The 17,326-nt window shown below is 72.9% G+C and carries 13 protein-coding genes; 8 read left to right on the forward strand and 5 right to left on the reverse strand.

What is annotated here, in order from left to right:
* Positions 1-298: 298 nt before the first annotated feature.
* Together ACFYYR_RS28940 and ACFYYR_RS28945 are read left to right on the forward strand one after the other, a co-directional pair.
* A complete protein-coding gene (locus ACFYYR_RS28940; protein ID WP_388859888.1) occupies positions 299-796 on the forward strand; it encodes a MarR family winged helix-turn-helix transcriptional regulator in 498 nt (165 codons plus the stop codon).
* A complete protein-coding gene (locus ACFYYR_RS28945) occupies positions 793-2,031 on the forward strand; it encodes a multidrug effflux MFS transporter (RefSeq protein ID WP_388859891.1) in 1,239 nt (412 codons plus the stop codon). Before ACFYYR_RS28940 ends, ACFYYR_RS28945 begins: the two co-directional genes overlap by 4 nt.
* 257 nt (positions 2,032-2,288) lie before the next feature.
* On the opposite strand, the gene ACFYYR_RS28950 is transcribed toward ACFYYR_RS28945, so the two are convergent.
* The 3 genes from ACFYYR_RS28950 to ACFYYR_RS28960 form a co-directional block, all read right to left on the reverse strand.
* Complete coding sequence (locus ACFYYR_RS28950; RefSeq protein WP_388859894.1) at positions 2,289-3,824, reverse strand: aldehyde dehydrogenase family protein; 1,536 nt, start codon at positions 3,822-3,824, stop codon at positions 2,289-2,291.
* Between the two features lie 211 nt (positions 3,825-4,035).
* Complete coding sequence (locus tag ACFYYR_RS28955) at positions 4,036-5,523, reverse strand: 2-oxoadipate dioxygenase/decarboxylase family protein (RefSeq protein ID WP_388859897.1); 1,488 nt, start codon at positions 5,521-5,523, stop codon at positions 4,036-4,038.
* 70 nt (positions 5,524-5,593) lie between these two features.
* Positions 5,594-6,763 (reverse strand): NAD(P)/FAD-dependent oxidoreductase, encoded by a 1,170-nt coding sequence (locus tag ACFYYR_RS28960; RefSeq protein WP_388860159.1) that lies wholly within the window; start codon positions 6,761-6,763, stop codon positions 5,594-5,596.
* A gap of 190 nt (positions 6,764-6,953) precedes the next feature.
* On the opposite strand from ACFYYR_RS28960, the gene ACFYYR_RS28965 reads away from it, so the two are divergent.
* A complete protein-coding gene (locus ACFYYR_RS28965; RefSeq protein WP_388859900.1) occupies positions 6,954-7,922 on the forward strand; it encodes a LysR family transcriptional regulator in 969 nt (322 codons plus the stop codon).
* Between the two features lie 140 nt (positions 7,923-8,062).
* On the opposite strand, the gene ACFYYR_RS28970 is transcribed toward ACFYYR_RS28965, so the two are convergent.
* Positions 8,063-8,662: a TetR/AcrR family transcriptional regulator gene (locus ACFYYR_RS28970; RefSeq protein ID WP_388859903.1), complete on the reverse strand. Its 600-nt coding sequence runs from the start codon at positions 8,660-8,662 to the stop codon at positions 8,063-8,065.
* A 90-nt stretch (positions 8,663-8,752) separates the two neighbouring features.
* On the opposite strand from ACFYYR_RS28970, the gene ACFYYR_RS28975 reads away from it, so the two are divergent.
* Together ACFYYR_RS28975 and ACFYYR_RS28980 are read left to right on the forward strand one after the other, a co-directional pair.
* Positions 8,753-9,448, forward strand: a complete 696-nt coding sequence (locus ACFYYR_RS28975) for an SDR family NAD(P)-dependent oxidoreductase (RefSeq protein WP_388859906.1) — start codon at positions 8,753-8,755, stop codon at positions 9,446-9,448.
* A 441-nt stretch (positions 9,449-9,889) separates the two neighbouring features.
* On the forward strand, positions 9,890-11,314 hold the full coding sequence (locus ACFYYR_RS28980; protein WP_388860162.1) for an amino acid permease: 1,425 nt from the start codon (positions 9,890-9,892) through the stop codon (positions 11,312-11,314).
* Here ACFYYR_RS28980 and ACFYYR_RS28985 read toward each other — a convergent pair.
* Entirely contained in the window at positions 11,290-12,201 is a 912-nt protein-coding gene (locus ACFYYR_RS28985) for a LysR substrate-binding domain-containing protein (protein ID WP_388859909.1), read from the reverse strand. The two genes, ACFYYR_RS28980 and ACFYYR_RS28985, sit on opposite strands and share 25 nt — an antisense overlap.
* Positions 12,202-12,510: 309 nt before the next feature.
* On the opposite strand from ACFYYR_RS28985, the gene ACFYYR_RS28990 reads away from it, so the two are divergent.
* The 3 genes from ACFYYR_RS28990 (at position 12,511) to ACFYYR_RS29000 (ending at position 17,211) form a co-directional block, all read left to right on the forward strand.
* Complete coding sequence (locus tag ACFYYR_RS28990; RefSeq protein ID WP_388860165.1) at positions 12,511-15,435, forward strand: FAD-binding and (Fe-S)-binding domain-containing protein; 2,925 nt, start codon at positions 12,511-12,513, stop codon at positions 15,433-15,435.
* 81 nt (positions 15,436-15,516) lie between these two features.
* The gene (locus tag ACFYYR_RS28995; protein ID WP_388859912.1) at positions 15,517-16,665 is read left to right on the forward strand and encodes a Glu/Leu/Phe/Val dehydrogenase; all 1,149 of its coding nucleotides are present in this window, start codon (positions 15,517-15,519) and stop codon (positions 16,663-16,665) included.
* Positions 16,666-16,857: 192 nt separating this feature from the next.
* Positions 16,858-17,211 carry a hypothetical protein gene (locus ACFYYR_RS29000; RefSeq protein WP_388859915.1) on the forward strand — a complete coding sequence of 118 codons (354 nt, stop codon included), beginning with the start codon at positions 16,858-16,860 and terminating at the stop codon, positions 17,209-17,211.
* Positions 17,212-17,326: the final 115 nt, after the last annotated feature.

Here is a 17,326-nt window from a genome sequence, read left to right on the forward strand (position 1 = left end):
CAACAACGCCCGCTCTGACCTGCACGTCAGAGCAGCCTTGAGATGCATTCATCCCCGGCGTGAACGCCGGGGCTTTCTGCAAGAGCCCCGGTAACGGGCCGGCCGGCGACTGCTGAACCATCAGCCAGCCGAACCCCCAGGCCGGCACGCCCCGAGATCAATCGCGGGTCAGCCCGTAAGCCGCCACGCGAAAACAAGCTGACGCTTCACAAAGAAGGGGATACGTAAGGGTTGCAGGTTCCAGATACCAAGCTTTAGCTTTCTAGTTGTGGAGAGAGACACAGACAGTCAAGCGAAGATGGATCTCCGGCTGGCCGAGTCGTTGCGGTGGGGGGTGTCCCGATTGGCGTCTCGGCTCCGCGCCGAGCAGCCGGGAAGCGGCCGGGCGCTGACCCGACTGGCTGCTTCGGTGCTGGCGAACCTTCGGCACAGCGGCGCGTTGACGCCTTCCGAACTGGCCGCCGTCGAAGGGCTGCAGGTGCAGTCCCTGACCCGGGTGCTCAACGAGTTGGAGGAACAGGGGCGTATCCGCCGCTCGCGCAGTGAGGTGGACGCGCGCCGCCAGAACATCGCGATGACGGATGCGGGGCGGGACGCACTGCAGCAGCACGTCCGAGACGGCAACATGTGGCTGGCGGACGCGCTGCGTCAGACGCTGTCGCCTGCCGAGCGCGACGTCTTGCGGATCGCCGCCGGGCTCCTGGAGCAGGTGGCTGCGGCCGAGGTCGCCACTCAGGCGCGAAGCAGGCCGGCACACACGTCCGCGGACGCGGAGGGGGCGGCTCCCCCGCTATGACCACTCACCGCACTGAGGACGCAGTCCGGCCTCGTCACGCCCCCCGCGTCGCGTCCCGACAACGGGCGCGGCTGCTGACGGTACTGGCCGGGCTGAGCGCGGCCGGTCCGCTGGCGACCGACATGTACGTTCCCGGGCTTCCGGACCTGGCCCGTTCGCTGGGAACCGATGCCTCGGGCGCGCAGATGTCCCTGACCTGCTTCCTGGCGGGCATCATCGCCGGACAGCTCATCCTGGGACCGCTCAGTGACGCGGTCGGGCGCCGCCCGGTTCTCGTTTCGGGGACCCTGCTCTTCGTCCTCTTCTCCGTTGTGTGCGCGTTGGCCCCGACCTTGCCCGTACTGAACGCGGCGCGGGTGGGGCAGGGCTTCACGGGAGCGGCCGGGATCGTCATCGCCCGCGCGGTGGTCGCCGACCTGTTCGACGACGGTGAACTCGCCACGGTTTTCTCCCGGTTAGGAGCGATCACTGCCTCGGCCCCGGTCCTGGCCCCGCTGGCAGGGGGAGCTCTGCTGCTGGTGGTGTCCTGGCGTTACCTCTTCGCGGCCCTCGCCCTGGTCGGCGTGCTCCTCACCCTGGGCGTACTGCGGTGGGTCCCGGAATCCCATCCGCCGCACACGCGCCTGACCGGAGGACTGGCGGGCAGCCTTCGCACCATCGGACAGGTCGCCGCCCAGCGCGCCGTCATCGCCCCGGTGCTGACCCTGGCCTTCGGCGGGGCAGCGGTCTTCGCCTATATCGCCGGGACCACCTTCGTCTTCCAGGACGTCTACCGACTCGCCCCGAGCCTTGCCAGTCTCGTCTACGGCGTCAACGCCGTCGGCAACATGGCCGGCAGCCTGGCCTGCGGACGCTTGGCCAAACGCTGGTCCGCCGAAACCCTCCTCATCACCGGTGCCGTGGCGGCGATGACGGGCCCAGCAACCCTGCTGCTGGTGCAGGTGACCGTCGGCAGCACCATGGCCGTGACATGGCTGTGTCTTCTGCTCACCCTCACCGCGTTCGGGGTCTTCTTCCCCGCCGTGGTCACCGTCGCCCAAAGTCGCGGGCGCACGGCACCTGGAGCCACCTCCGCTCTCCTGGGCAGCGGCCAGTTCCTTTTCGGGGCAGCCGCCTCCCCGCTGGTCGGGCTGTTCGGCACCCGCAGTCCCGCACCGATGGCAGCGGTCATGGCGGTCTGCATCGCCCTGGCCGCCCTCGCCGGCACCGCCACCAGGCTGACTCATCAATCCTGAAACGAGCGGAGCGTACGCACTGGCCGCAGTCGCGACCCCGAAGTCTTCTTCCGGGCTCTGAAGACCCCGCGCAGGCCGCCGGGCTCCGGCGCTCCATGGCATCCCGCGACCCGGCGCGCTCCCGGCCGGGGTCCGAGGCCCTCTCCCGTACTGCCGTATAGGGCCCGAGGCCCCTGTCCCGTGGTGCCGTCCCGGCCCCGGGGCCCGCGGCGGTCATCGCCACCGCGGTGCCCCGGCCCGGAGCGCCGGAACCGCCCCTACAGGAAGCTCACGTTCTGCGCGAGCGACAACTCGCTGGAGTAGTTGACGGTGTTGGTGGCCGCGCGCATGTAGGCGCGCCACGCGTCGGAGCCGGACTCGCGGCCGCCGCCGGTCTCCTTCTCCCCGCCGAAGGCGCCGCCGATCTCGGCGCCGGAGGTGCCGATGTTGACGTTGACGATGCCGCAGTCGGAGCCCTCGGCGGAGAGGAAGCGCTCGGCCTCCTGCTGGTCGCGGGTGAAGATGCTGGACGACAGGCCCTGGGGGACATCGTTGTGCAGGGCGATGGCCTCGTCCAGGGTGTCGTACGTCTGCACGTAGAGGATGGGGGCGAACGTCTCCTCCCGGACGACGGCGGTCTGCGCGGGCATCCGGACGATGGCCGGTTCGGCGTAGGCGGCGCCGGGTGCGGTGTCCGAGACCCGCCGGCCGCCGCCGACGAGGAGCTTGCCGCCCTCGGCCTGGGCGCGGGACAGCGCGTCCTGCATGGCGTCGTGGGCCGTGGCCGAGATGAGCGGGCCGACGAGGGTGCCGTCGTCGAACGGGTCACCGATGGGGAGCTTGCGGTAGGCGTCGGTGAGCCGGGTGATCAGAGTGTCCGCCACGTCGCGGTGGACGATGAGGCGCCGCAGGGTGGTGCAGCGCTGTCCGGCCGTACCGGCGGCGGCGAACACGATGCCCTGGACCGCGAGGTCGAGGTCGGCCGAGGGGGCGACCACGGCGGCGTTGTTGCCGCCGAGTTCGAGCAGGCTGCGGCCGAAGCGGGCGGCGACCCGCGGGCCGACCTCCCGGCCCATGCGGGTGGAGCCGGTCGCGCTGACCAGCGCGACCCGGGAGTCGTCGACGAGCTTCTCCCCGATGACGCGGTCGGCCAGCAGCAGCCGGTGCACGTCCTGGGGCGCGCCGACGTCCTCGGCGGCGCGGGCGAGCAGCCGGGCGGAGGCGAGCGAGATCAGCGGGGTGAGCTCGGAGGGCTTCCAGACGACGGTGTCGCCGCAGACGAGGGCGACGGCGGTGTTCCACGACCACACCGCGGCGGGGAAGTTGAAGGCGGAGATCACGCCGACGACGCCGAGCGGGTGCCAGGTCTCGGCGAGGCGGTGGCCGGGGCGCTCGGAGGCGATGGTGCGCCCGTAGAGCTGCCGGGACAGGCCCACCGCGAAGTCGCAGATGTCGATCATCTCCTGGACCTCGCCGAGCGCCTCGGAGCGGATCTTGCCCGCCTCGATGGTGATGAGGTCGGCCAGGTCGCCCTGGTGCTCGCGGAGCAGTTCGCCGAGGCGGCGGACGAGCTCCCCGCGCCGGGGCGCGGGGGTGACGCGCCAGTCCCGGAACGCCCGGTGGGCCGCGGCGATCGCGTCGTCGGCCTCGTCGGCCGTGGTGGCCCGCAGCCCGAACAGGTCCTCGCCGGTGACCGGCGTGCGGGCGGGGAAGTCGGTGCCCTCGGGGAGTTCGGCGCCGACGCGGCGCAGCGCGGTGCGGGCCGTCTCGCGCAGCGCCTCCGTGGTGGGGAGGCTGATGGCGGTGGCGGTCATGGTGTCCTGCCTTTCAGGTGGGTGGTCGCGTCAGGTCAGGTGTGCGGTGACGGCCGGTCCGGTCGCGGGGACGCGGCGCGTCGGGTGCGGTGGGCGGTGGCTCTTTCAGCCGGCGCGGGTTTCCTCGGTCGACGTGGGTTTCCTCGGCCGGCGCGGGTTCCTTGGCCCGGGCGGGTTCCTTCGGCCGGCGTGGCTCCCCTCAGGTCGCGTGTCAGGCACGGTCCGGCCGGTCCGCGTCGGACGGTCCGGTGGACGGGGCCCCGGGAGACGCGGGCGCCGCCGGCTCCGCGGAGGGGACACCGGGGAGCCCGAGGTCCCGGGCGGCCTGGGCCAGGGAGGCGTTCCGCTGTTCCTCGTAGAGCGCGAACGGGTCGAGCACCGGGCGGCCGATGGCGCCGGAGAGCCAGTCGCTGTCGTAGGCGACCGCCGACCGGGCGTCGTCCCGGGAGCCCTCGCCGCTGAGGTTGGACTGGAAGATGCCGGCCGCCGACCGGGGCAGGAAGTCCTCGTAGACGATGGGTTCGGCGCGCAGCCGCCCCGCGTCGAGCAGTCCGCCGAGCGTGGGCGGACCGCCGTCGGGGGTCGGGACGGGCCCCGCGCTCCCGGTCCCCGCCGACGGCACCGCGTGGTAGGTGAAGAACCCGTGGCCCCGGGCGGCCAGTTCGCGTTCGGTGCCGGGGAAGTGCTGCTCCCACAGGGTGCGGAGGACGGCGCCGCGGTCGGCGCCGGGGTCCTGAGCGGCCAGGGTGTCGGCGCGGGCGAGCAGTTCGTCGTAGTGGGCGCGGCCCCGCCGGGTGAGGGCGATGCCGCGCGCCTCCACCTCGCCGAAGCGCACCCGCAGCGCTCCGGTGGTGACCTCGCCGTCGTCGGTGCGCAGGGCGCGGGGCTCGGCCAGGGCGCGGAACGAGGTCTGGCGCAGCAGGACGTCCGGCCCGTCCCAGCGCGGCGGGCCCTGAATGGTGTCGATCATGGCGATGCCGCGGTCGGTCATCCGCCGGTAGAGCTCGTCGATGTCGAGGACGCGGGGGGTGAGGTGGTTGATGTGGGTGCTGCGGACGCCGCCGATGTCCGCGGCGACGGCGGAGACCCGTTCCAGGGTCTCGTACCAGGCCTTGTCGAGCGGTTCGGTGGAGAGTTCGAAGGCCCGGACGGCGAGGTGCAGGAAGCGTTCGGCCTCGGTCCCGGGCAGGCCGCCCTGTGCCTCCGCCCGGTCCGCCAGGTCCAGCAGTTCCGGCGGGAAGAGCTGCCGTTCGGCGAGGAAGCGTTCCAGCCGGCGGCGGAGGTCGTCGTCGAAGAACCGCGGGTCGGCCGGGGTGAGCATCGAGGTGAACACCCGGAACGGGTTGCGGGCCAGTTCCTCGGCGTCGACCGGGCGGAACGCGGTGGAGACCACGGGTACGGCGCTGGCGGCGGCCTCGCGCAGGTCGTAGAAGCCGACCGGGTGCATGCCCAGGGCACCGAAGATCCGGGCGACCTGCTGGAGTTCGTCCGGGGTGCCGACGCGGATGGCGCCGTGCCGTTCGGCGGTGACCCGGCCGATGGAGCCGAGCCGTTCGGCCTCGGCCCCGGCGGCGCACATCACATCCCCGTTGACCTCGTGGGAGACGTCGACGAGCGTCGTGTAGGCGGGGACCTCCCGTCCGTACATGTCGGAGAGCCGCTGGGCGAACGCGGCGCGCAGTTGCCACTGGCTGATCATGACCGGGGCTGCCTTTCGGTGCGGGGCTCGGAGGACTCGGAACCGGGCCGGTACGGGCCGGGTGCGGGGCTCAGACGATGTGGGCCTCGGGCCGGATATCGGCACCTGCGGTGAAACGGTCCACCCCGAGCGGGGTGACGTCCACCGGTGGTGTCCGCCCCAGGTGCAGATCGCGCACGATCTCCCCCACGGCCGGCGCCTGCAGGAATCCGTGGCCGGAGAAGCCGGTGGCGTAGAGGAAGTTGTCCGGCTCGGCGGCCCGGCCGATGAGGGCGTTGTGATCGGGCGTCACCTCGTAGAGGCCGGCCCAGCCGCCCGCGGTCTCCATCTCCGCCAGAGCAGGGGCGCGGCGGCGGGCGGCGGCGCGGAACAGCTCCAGCCACTCGGGGGTCCAGGTGGTGTCGAACCCCTCGGCCTGGCGCGGGTCGGCCAGCCCGAGGAGCAGCCCGTCGTCGCTGTTGTGGAAGTAGGCGCTGGTGGCGAAGTCGATGGTGAAGGGGATCCGGGGCGCCGGGGGGTCGAGCGGTGCGGTGAAGGCGAGCTGCCGCCGTACCGGGCGCACCGGCAGGTCCACGCCCGCCATGGCGCCGATCCGGGCCGACCAGGCGCCGGCCGCGCAGATGACGGTGTTGCAGCGGACCGGGCCGCGGCTGGTGTGCACGGTGGAGACCCGGTCGCCGCGGGTGTCGATGCCGGTGACGGCCGTGTGCGGGGCGATCACCGCGCCGGCCGCGGCGGCGGCCCGGGCGTAGCCGTCGACGACGAGCCCGGGGCGGGCGTGGCCGTCCGCCGGGGAGTGGACCGCGGCGAGCAGGCCGTCGGTGCTGACGTAGGGGCACAGCCGCCGGGCCTCGTCGGGGCCGATCATGCGGCTGGGGACGCCGAGCCGGTTCTGCACGGCGACGCAGTCCTCGAAGTCGGCGACCTGCTGCGGGGTGGTGAGGAGGAACAGATAGCCGACGGTGTCGAGCCGGATGTCCGCGCCGGGGCGGCGGGGGAAGTCCTGGTAGGCGCGGAGGCTGCGGTTGCCGATCTCGATGTTGAGCGGGTCCGAGAACTGGGCGCGGACGCCGCCGATCGGCTTGCCGGAGCTGCCGCAGCCCAGCGTGCCCTGTTCGACGAGGACGATGTCGGTGACGCCGGCCTCGGCGAGGTGGAACGCGATGCTGGTGCCGATCACGCCCCCTCCGACGATCACGACGTCGGCCGTCTCGGGGACGGGGCTGGATGTGGCTGAGATGGACACGGGCCGTTCCCTTCCTGGCCTGCGCCGGGCGTGAGCGGTGCTCGCGGTGACCGGGCGGTGCCAGTGCATGACGGGAGGTGCATGACGGGAGAGATTGCTGATCAGCGGCTCGGAGCCATCGTGCATCCCCCCGACCGTTGACGTCCATGAACGGTTCTTCCTCTCGATCCATTAGCGTTGCTATATGGAATGGACGAGTGCGCAGCTGCGCTCCCTGGTGGAACTTCCCCGCCGCGGCACCATCACCGCGGTCGCCCAGGCGCTGGGCTACACGCCCGGCGGGGTGTCCCAGCAGATCGCGGCGCTGGAGAAGGCGACGGGGATGGAGCTGCTGCGCCGGGTGGGGCGGCGGGTGGAGCTCACCGACGCCGGGGTGACCCTGGCCGCGCACGCGGAGCGGATCCTGGCCACCGAGGCGGAGGCCGTGGAGGCGATGGAGCGGGCCCGCAGCGAGATCGCCGGGGTGCTCCAGGTGGGCCTGTTCGCGACCGCGGCGGCGGAGATCCTGCCGCTGGCGCTGCAGCAGGTGCGGCGGCGGCATCCGGGGCTGAGCGTGCACAGCCAGGACATGGACGTCGACGAGGTCTTCGGCGCGGTCGCGGCCGGGGCGGTGGACCTGGCCCTGGGCCTGGACTACCCGGACGTCCCGATTCCGCGGAACCCCGCGCTGCGGCTGCGCCGGCTGTACCGGGAGCGGTTCTCGCTGGCCGTGCCGACCGGGACGATGCCGGGCGCCGAGGCGGTCTCGCTGGCCGGCACCCGCGACCTCGGCTGGATCCTGCCGTCGGCCGAGAGCTACTACGGGCGGGCGGTCCGGACGGCCTGCCGGCGTGCCGGGGTGGAGCCGGACGTCCGGCACGTGGTGACGGACACCGCCGCGACCCTGGCCCTGGTCGAGGCGGGGATCGGGGTCAGCACGGTGACGGACCTGATGCTGCGGCTGCGGTCGTCCCGGTTCGACGTGGTGCCGCTGGAGGAGACGATCGAGCGTCACATCGTCGTGGTGGTACGGGCCTCGGCGGAGTTCCGGCCGACGGTGATGGCGCTGGTCGGCATTCTGGGGGAGCTGGCGGACCACGCCCGCGCGGAGGCCGGCCCTCGGGAACCGGCGGACCACGCCCGCGGGGAGGCCGGCCCTCCGGGACTCGTGTGACGCTGCGGGCCTTCGGCCCGGCTCGTATCCCTCACCGATCCCCTGCGAACCGCCACCGGCATCGCCCGCGCGCGCTTGCGTTCAGGCCAGGCGCCAGCCGCCGGCCCGATCGGGGGCCGACGCACAGGTGAAGCGGAGACTCAGTCCGGGCGGGGCCTGAGCAGGGCGTCGACCAGGGTGTCCACCAGGCCGCGGGGGACGCTCGCCCCCGTCAGGGCGCCGTAGACGATCGGGCCGACGAGAGCGTCGAGCGTGGCGTCGGGGCCGAGTCCGGGCGAGACCTCGCCGGCGTCGATGGCGCGCGCGAGCATGTCGCGTTCCTGGGCACGCCGCGGCCCGAGGTAGCGCTGGTGAAAGCGCTCGGCCGTGTCGGGATGGTGCTGGGCCTCGGCGATGAGCGCGAGCAGGACCTTGCCGGCGGGGTCGCGGGTGAGGAATCGCGCGAGCGCACGCAGGTAGCCACGGATGCTTTCCGCCGTTGGCCGCTCCGTCGGGACGGGGAGGCGTTTGCCGCTGTCCTCGATGAGCGTGTCGAGGAGGATCTCGACCTTCGAGGGCCACCAGCGGTAGATCGTCTGCTTGGCGACGCCGGCCCGGCGCGCGATCGCCTCGACGGTCAGAGCGCCGAAGCCGTGCTCGACGAGCAGATCGTCCGCGGCATGCAGCACGGCCAGACGGGCGGCCTCGTCGCGCCGGTTGCCGGAGCGCGGCCTGCGGGGCTGGGAGCTGGCGGCGGGCATGCGGGACACCCTACCCGTCAGCAGTCCCACGGCATTGCCTAGACGCAACGCCGCGTCTAGTCTGCATGCACCCACAACAAAGGAGTGCATGTGTCCGCCACGCCCCATCGCCACGCCCTCGTCATCGGCGCCTCTCGGGGGTTGGGGCTCGTCCTCGCCGACGAGCTCGCCCGACGCGGCTGGCGCGTCATCGCCACGACGCGCACGGAAGGCGGCGAGTTACCCGCGCATGCCGAAGCCTGGAAGGGACAGCTGAAGGTCGAATCCCTGGAGATGACAAGCTCCGGCCAACTGGCCGCTCTGCGCGAGCGCCTGGACGGCTGCCGACTCGATCTGCTCTTCGTCAACGCCGCAGTCGACCGGGGCAACCTGCCGATCGACGAGGTCTCCACCGACATGTTCACCGAGGTGATGATCACCAACGCGTTGAGCCCGCTGCGCGTCCTCGAGGCCCTCCGCGACCTCGTCGCGCCCGGCGGCACGGTTGCGGTCATGTCCTCCGACCAGGGAAGCGTCTCGCGCAACACCGAGGACGGCTACGAGCTCTACAAGGCCAGCAAGGCCGCGCTCAACCAGCTGATGCGCAGCTACGCCACCCGCCATGCCGACGACGGACAGACCAAGCTGCTCATCGACCCCGGCCACAATCGGACGCGGCTCGGCGGACCCGACGCGCCGCTCGCCCCGCAGGAGAGCATTCCGGCCGTCGTCGACGTCCTCGAAGCTCAGGCCGGCGCCCCCGGCCTGCAGTTCCTGGATCTCCACGGCGAGACCGTCCCCTGGTAGAGCTCCGGGCCGCAGCGCCGGGAGCGCCCGGGGGCAGAGCGCATCGGGCGCAGCCGTGGGCTCTCGATCGACGTGCGCGTTGTGCCGCACCGAGTAACGGCAGCCGCGGCTCCCGGGCACCGGCCCTCCTGCCCGGCGTCGAGGGCCTCCCCGCGCACTGCGGACTCCCCTCCCTCCGTCAGCCCCACTCTTTCTTGCCCTGAGGCCGGGAAGGTGTCGCTCTGCGGTGTCTTCTCCCGGCCGCCCGTCGTGGGCAATGGTTTTCAGCCACGTGGTGACCCACCCCACGGCGGCGGCCGCCGGGTCCGCCGTTCGCCGGACAAGGAAGAAGCGATGTCCACCACCGAGACTTCACACGCGAAGCTGCCGGAGCTGCTGGGCAGAGGGCCCCGTGGCATCTTCCGGCGCACCCTGCCCTCCGAACAGCCCTCCGGGGAGCGCATGGTGCGCACCCTCGGCCTCACCCAGCTGACCATGATCGGCATCGGGGCGATCATCGGTGCCGGGGTGTTCAGCCTGGCGGCTGCGGTCGCCCGGGACGTCGCCGGGCCGGCCGTCGTCATCTCGTTCCTCGTCGCGGGCGTGGCCTCGCTCTGCGCGGCCTTCGCCTACGCCGAGTTCGCGGGCATGGTCCCGAAGGCGGGCTCGTCCTACACCTACTGCGCCGCCGTGCTGGGGGAGGTCGTCGGCTGGATCGTCGGCTGGGACCTGCTGCTGGAGTACACCGCGATCGTCGCGGTGGTGGCGATCGGCATGTCCGGCTACATGGGCTTCCTGCTGGAAGCCGTCGGTGTGCACCTGCCCACCTGGGCCCTGGGGGCGCCCGGCACCGGTGACGGCCACCGCATCGACCTGGTGGCGGTGCTGATCTGTCTGGGCGTGGCCTGGCTGCTCACCCGCGGCACCCGCACCTCGGCCCGGGTGGAGACGGTGCTGACCATCGTCAAGATCGCGATCGTGCTGGTCGTGGTGGTGGTCGGGATGACCAAGGTGGACGCCGGGAATCTGCAGCCGTTCGCGCCGTTCGGCTTCGGCGGTGCCTTCACGGGTGCGGCCACGGTGTTCTTCGCGGTGTTCGGCTACGACGCGCTGAGCACCGCCGCCGAGGAGTCCATCGAGGCCCGGCGCAAGCTGCCCAAGGCGATGCTGCTGTCGCTGGGCATCTCGATGGTGCTGTACGTGCTGGCCTGTCTGGTCCTCACCGGGATGCAGCACTACTCCGAACTCAACCCCACCAGCGGGTTCTCCAGCGCCTTCAAGAGCGTGGGCCTGTCCGGCCTGGCGAATGTGATCGCGGTCGGCGCGGTGATCGGCATCGTCACCGTGACGTTCTCGTTCATGATGGGCGCGTCCCGGCTGTGGTACGCGCTGAGCCGGGACGGGCTGATGCCCGCCTGGTTCGGGGCCATCCACCCGAAGCGGCGGATCCCGCACCGCGCCACCTGGCTGATCGGGATCATCTCCGCCGTGCTGGCGGGGCTGCTGCCGATCAACGCCGTCGCCGAGCTGACCAACATCGGCGTGCTGCTGGCGTTCGTCGTGGTCTCGGCGGCGGTGCTGATCCTGCGCTACCGGAAGCCGAACCTCAGCCGCGGGTTCCGCTGCCCGGGCATGCCGTTCACCCCGGTCCTGGGGATCCTCTTCTCCGTGTGGCTGATGTCGTTCCTGCGCTGGGAGACCTGGCTGCGGCTGGGCGCCTGGCTCGTCGTCGGGCTGGTCATCTACGCCGCCTACGGCTACCGCCGCACCCGCCGGGTGATGCCGGGCGGCTCCGTCGACCTGGACGCGCTGGAGGAGATGTCCGACTCCGACGAGCCGGCGCCCGCCGCTGCGGCGCCGCCTCAGGAGCCGACCGGAAGCAGGTGATCCGCGTCGCCGGGAACGGCGTGGCGCAGCGCCCCCAGCACCGCCCCGAGCAGCGGGTTGCTGCCCGCCTCGCGGTGCAGGGCCACCACGGTCCGGTGCGCGGAGCGGCGGGTGAGCCGGGTGGCGAGGATCCGCTCGTCGTCGAGGTGGCCCAGCGCGGGCACCACCGCCACGCCGAACCCGGCGGACACCAACTCCCGTACGACGTCGTAGTTGTTGCTGCGGAAGCCGACGTCGGCGGTGAATCCGGCCGCGGCGCACAGCCGGGTGAGCGAGAGCGCCCCGGCTGTGCCCTCGCGGCTGGTCACCCAGCGGGCGCCGGACAGTTCCGGCAGGTCGGCGCCCAGGCCGCTGTCCCGGGGTCGCAGCAGGAGCAGGTCCTCGCGCAGCAGCGGGCGGGCGGTGAGGCCGTCGGGCCACTGCCGGGGGCTGAGCCCGTACTCGTAGACCAGGGCCACGTCCAGGTCGCCGTCGGCGAGGGGCCCCAGCAGCTCGTCGGGTTCGCCCTCCTCCAGCAGGATCTCCGCCCGGGGATGGGAGGCGGCGAAGGCGGTGAGCGCCGCGGGGACGAGCCGGACGCTGGCGGTGGGGAAGCTGCCGAGCCGGAGCCGGCCGACGGTGCCGGTGGCCAACTCCCGTACGTGGTGGTCCAGATCGTCCAGCGCCGCCAGGACCCGGGCGCTGGAGTCGACCAGCCGGCGGGCGGCGGTGGTGGCGCGGATGCCGTGGGCCTCGCGTTCGAAGAGGACGAGGCCGGTTTCCTTCTCCAGGGCGGCGATCTGCTGCGAGATCGCGGAGGAGGTGTAGCCGAGGTCGCGGGCGGCGATGGCGAACGAGCCGCTCTGGCAGACGGCGCGCAGGGTGAGCAGATGCAGGGGCTTGAGCATACGGGCTCCTCGGGGGCGGTCCCGGTGCGCTGCGGGCGGCCGGGTCCGAGGACCGGCCGACGGTGGTGACGGGGCGACCGGCGGTGGTGACGCGCTTCCGGCCGTCGTTGCGGGGTGTCCCGCAGCACGGTACCCCCGCCCCGGAGTGAGACCAAGCATTCCTTGGCCTGGACCATGATTTCTGTCGTGCTGCTGGCCCTTGTGAGGCCCGGAAGCCGGACCCCATGGTGGACAGGCCCTGGTCACAGCGGTGATCCGTGAGCAGAAGGAGCGAGAGACGTGGCGACGACTGCCGAGCACAGCGGCCGGATGTCCGACCCGGCCGCGGTGGCGGAGGCCTTGGCCCTGGCGGACTGCGGGGAGGTGGCCGCGGACGCCGGCCGCCGCGCCCAGTACTCCGCCGACGCGTCCAACTACCGGCAGGTGCCACTGGCCGTGGTCTTCCCCCGGAGCCGCGAGCAGGTGATCAACGCGGTCGCGGTCTGCCGGCGGCTGGGGGTGCCGGTCACCTCCCGGGGAGCGGGCACCAGCACCTCGGGCCAGGCGGTGGGTCCCGGCGTCGTCCTCGACCTCTCCCGCCACTGCCACCGGGTGCTCGGCGTCGACCCCGCGGCGCGGACCGCGACCGTGGAGCCCGGTGTGGTGCTGGACGACCTCCAGGCGACGGTGGCCGGGCACGGTCTGCTGTTCGGCCCCGACCCGTCCACGCACAGCCGCTGCACGCTCGGCGGCATGATCGGCAACAACGCCTGCGGCTCCCACTCGGTCGCGTGGGGCCGCACCGTGGACAACGTCGTCGAGCTCGAAGTCCTCACCTACCGGGGCACGGTGCTCACCGTGGGCGAGATGACCCGGGCGGAGATCGACGCCGCGGTCGCCGCGGACGACGAGCGCGGCCGGCTCATCGGCGCCCTGGACCGGCTGGCCCAGGGCAACCTGGAGGTGCTGCGCACCGGGCTGGGCCGGTTCCCCCGGCAGGTCTCGGGCTACGGGCTGGAACACCTGCTCCCCGAGCGGCGGTTCAACCTCGCCAGGGCCCTGGTGGGCAGCGAGGGCACCTGTGCGGTGATCCTCTCCGCGACGGTCCGCCTGGTCACCCCGCCCCCGGCCCGCGCCCTGGTCGTGCTCGGCTTCGCCGACTCCTGCGCCGCCGCCGACGCCGTACCGGACCTGCTGCGGCATCCGCTGCTCGCGCTGGAGGGCCTGGACCACGCGCTGACGGACATCGTCACCCGGCCCGCCACCCGGCAGACCATCGACACCCTGCCCGAGGCCCGGGCCTGGCTGTTCGCGGAACTCGGCGGCGAGGCCGGAGACCTCCCGGCGGCGGCGGACGCGCTGACCCGCACGGCGGAGCAGGCCGACGGCTTCACCGGTGCCGAGACCGTCACCGACCCGGGGCGGGCCCGGCAGCTGTGGCGCATCCGGGAGGACGGCGCCGGGCTGGCGACCCGGCTGCCCGACGGCTCCGAGGCCTGGCCCGGGTGGGAGGACGCCGCGGTGCCGCCCGAGCGGCTCGGCTCCTATCTGCGCGGCTTCACCGGACTGCTGGACCGGCACGGCCTCCACGGGGCGGTGTACGGGCACTTCGGCGAGGGCTGTCTGCACGTACGGATCGACTTCGACTTCACCACCGAGCAGGGCACGGCCGTCTTCCGGGCGTTCCTCACCGAGGCCGCGGAACTCGTCGCCGAGCACGGCGGATCGCTGTCCGGGGAACACGGCGACGGCCAGGCCCGCTCCGAACTGCTCCCCCTGATGTACCCGCCCGCGGTGATGGGGCTGTTCGAGCGGTTCAAGGACGTCTGGGACCCGGACAACGGCCTCAACCCCGGCATGATCGTGCGGCCCCTGCCCCTCGACGGCAATCTGCGGGTCGATCCGCACCGCACTCCCCTGCCGCTGGCCACCGTGTTCCCGTTCCACGGCGACGGCGGAGACTTCGCCAAGGCCACCCGCCGCTGCGTCGGCGTCGGCAAGTGCCGCACCACCGAGCAGCGGGGCGACGTCATGTGCCCCAGCTACCGGGTCACCCGGGACGAGAAGGACTCCACCCGGGGCCGCGCCCGCCTGCTGTACGAGATGACGCAGGGCGAGGTCATCACCGACGGCTGGCGCTCCACCGAGGTCCGGGACGCCCTGGACCTCTGCCTGTCCTGCAAGGGGTGCAGCACGGACTGCCCGGTGGGCGTGGACGTCGCCACCTACAAGTCGGAGTTCCTGCACCACCACTACCGGCGCCGGCTCCGCCCCGCGTCGCACTACTCGATGGGCTGGCTGCCGCTGCTGTCCCGGGCCGCCGCCCGCGCCCCGCGCCTGGTCAACGCCGTCACCGGATCCCGGCTGGCCCCACTGCTCAAACGGCTCGGCGGCATCGCCGCCGAACGCGAGGTGCCGCGCTTCGCCGACGAGACGTTCCTGGCCTGGTTCCGCCGCCGCGCCCCCGAGGGCAGCGGGGCACGGGGACCGGCCGTGCTCTGGACCGACTCCTTCAACAACCACTTCAGCCCCGAGGTGCTGCGCGCGGGCGTACGGGTCCTGGAACACGCCGGCTACCGGGTGCAGGTCCCGGACGGCACCCAGTGCTGCGGGCTGACCTGGATCACCACCGGCCAGCTGGGGGTGGCCCGGCGGATCGGGCGGCGCACGATCCGGGCGCTCGGCCCCGCCGTCGAGGCCGGTGCGCCGGTCGTCGGCCTGGAACCCAGCTGCACCGCCGCTCTCCGCACCGACCTGCCCGAGCTGCTCGACGACGACCCCATGGCCCGCGCCGTGGCCGGCGCCACCGTCACCCTCGCCGAACTGCTCACGCGGGACGCCCCCGACTGGCAGCCCCCGCAGGTGGCCGCCCACTCGATCAGCCAGACGCACTGCCACCAGCACGCCACCGCCGGCTTCGACGCGGACAGCGCCCTGCTGCACCGCATGGGCGTCGACAACACCGTGCTGCCGTCCGGCTGTTGCGGCCTGGCGGGCAACTTCGGCTTCGAACGCGGCCACTACGAGGTGTCCGTGGCCGCGGGCGAACAGGTCCTGCTGCCCGCGGTGCGCTCCGCCCCGGCCGACACCGTGGTGCTGGCCGACGGCTTCAGCTGCCGCACCCAGATCGGCCAGCGCAGCGAACGGACCGGCACCCACCTCGCCGAACTGATCGCCGCGGGGCTGCCGGCGGAGGCGGCGGGGCCGTCGGGAGATGCGGGGTCAGCCCGTGCTCCCGCGGCCCGTACCCCGTAGGCCGGCCGCCCCGCCACCGCACCTCCGACGTCATGCGCCCGTATCCCTCCCGTATCCCCTGAGGAAGAAGGAACCGCCACCGTGACCGACTCGCTCTCCCTCGTCGACGACTGGGGCCCCGAGAAGATCGTCGTCGTCTCCCACCGCCGTACCGGCATGAAGGGCGTGCTGGTCATCGACAACACCGCCCGTGGCATCGGCAAGGGCGGAACCCGGATGAGTCCGGCCGTGACCGTCACCCAAGTCGCCCGGCTGGCCCGGGTGATGACGTGGAAGTGGGCCGGTGTCGACCTCTTCTACGGCGGCGCCAAGGCCGGGATCGTCGCCGACCCGGCGTCGCCCGACAAGGAGGCGATCCTGCGGGCCTTCGCCCGCGCCCTGTCCAACGAGGTGCCCCGCGAGTACGTGATGGGCCTGGACATGGGCCTGACCGAGGACGACGCCGCGATCATCCAGGACGAACTCGGCGACCGCGGCGCGGCCGTCGGCACGCCCGGACACCTCGGCGGGGTGGCCTACGACAAGCTCGGCGTCACCGGCTACGGGGTCGCCGAGGCCACCGACGCCGCGGCCGGGACGCTGGGGCTGGCGCTGTCCGGCTCCCGCGTGTCCATCCAGGGCTTCGGCGCGGTGGGCAGCGCGGCGGCGCAGCGGTTCGCCGACCTGGGCGCCACGGTCGTCGCCGTCTCCACCGCCGAAGGGGCCCTGCACGACCCCACCGGACTCGACGTCCCCGAACTCCTCCGCGCCCGCGCGGAACACGGCGACGCCTTCGTGACCCGTCACCCCCGGGGCACGGCGCTGCCGCCCGGCGGCGAGCTGACGGTCGACTGCGACATCCTCGTACCGGCCGCGCTCCAGGACGTCATCGACGAGGACACCGCCCACCGGGTCAAGGCCCGGCTCGTCGTGGAGGGCGCCAACCTGCCGACCTCCCCGTCCGCGCAGTCCGTGCTCGCCGACCGCGGCGTGGCCGTGGTGCCCGACATCGTCGCCAACGCGGGCGGTGTCGTCGCGGCGGCCTTCGCCATGGACGCCCGCTACTCCGGCTTCCGCCCGGACGCCGGGAACATCTTCGACGCGGTCTCCACCCGCCTGCGCGCCAACGCCACCACGGTCCTGGAGGAGGCCCACCGCCGCGGCACCACCCCGCACGGCGCGGGCCGCAGCCTGGCGGAGGAGCGGGTACGGGCGGCGATGGAGAGCAAGGGGCGGATACCGCGGGGCTGAGGAATGCCCCGTCAGCACGTTGAGCCTCGAGGCCTGTTCATTCAGAGCCAACAAGGCGTGGACTCTGTGCTATCGACTGCCCGTCCCGTTGCCACGAGAGTCGAGGGCGACCGGAGCCGACCACGACGTCCACGGGACGTAGCCACGCGAGCCGCCGCAGCAGCAGCGATCGCGGCTGAACGTGGTTGCGCAATGGCGCAACGCGTGGACCGCATGCACGGTCCACTTCGGCACCTGAAGAAAGGTATCCACGTGTTCACAGTGAGTAGGCTGCTCGCGGGAGCGACCACGGCAAGCCTGGCGGCCGCCGGCCTCTTTCTCGGCGGCGTGGCCACCGCCACACCGGCGCAGGCGGACGCGCTGGACTGCTACACATACATCAACGGACATGTCACGTCGCCGGGCGAGCTCCCCCACGCGAAGTGGGCCTGCCGACTCGGCACGTCGATCGTCACGCATTCGAAGTGCGTCGATGAACTTGACAAGATCGATGGCGTGCACCTGAGGCAGGCCCGAAACGGGTGCAACCTCGCCCTCCGCGATTAGGGACGGGTCCGGCAGGTCCTCACCGGAGCCACGGGCCGGAGCGCGGCGAGGACGACCGCGCCGTGAAAGACGTGCGCCCTCCCGTCACATCTGCTGCTACGACCCGGAATCCCTT

Source organism: Streptomyces sp. NPDC001922 (genome assembly GCF_042891165.1).
Taxonomy (GTDB): Bacteria; Actinomycetota; Actinomycetes; order Streptomycetales; family Streptomycetaceae; genus Streptomyces.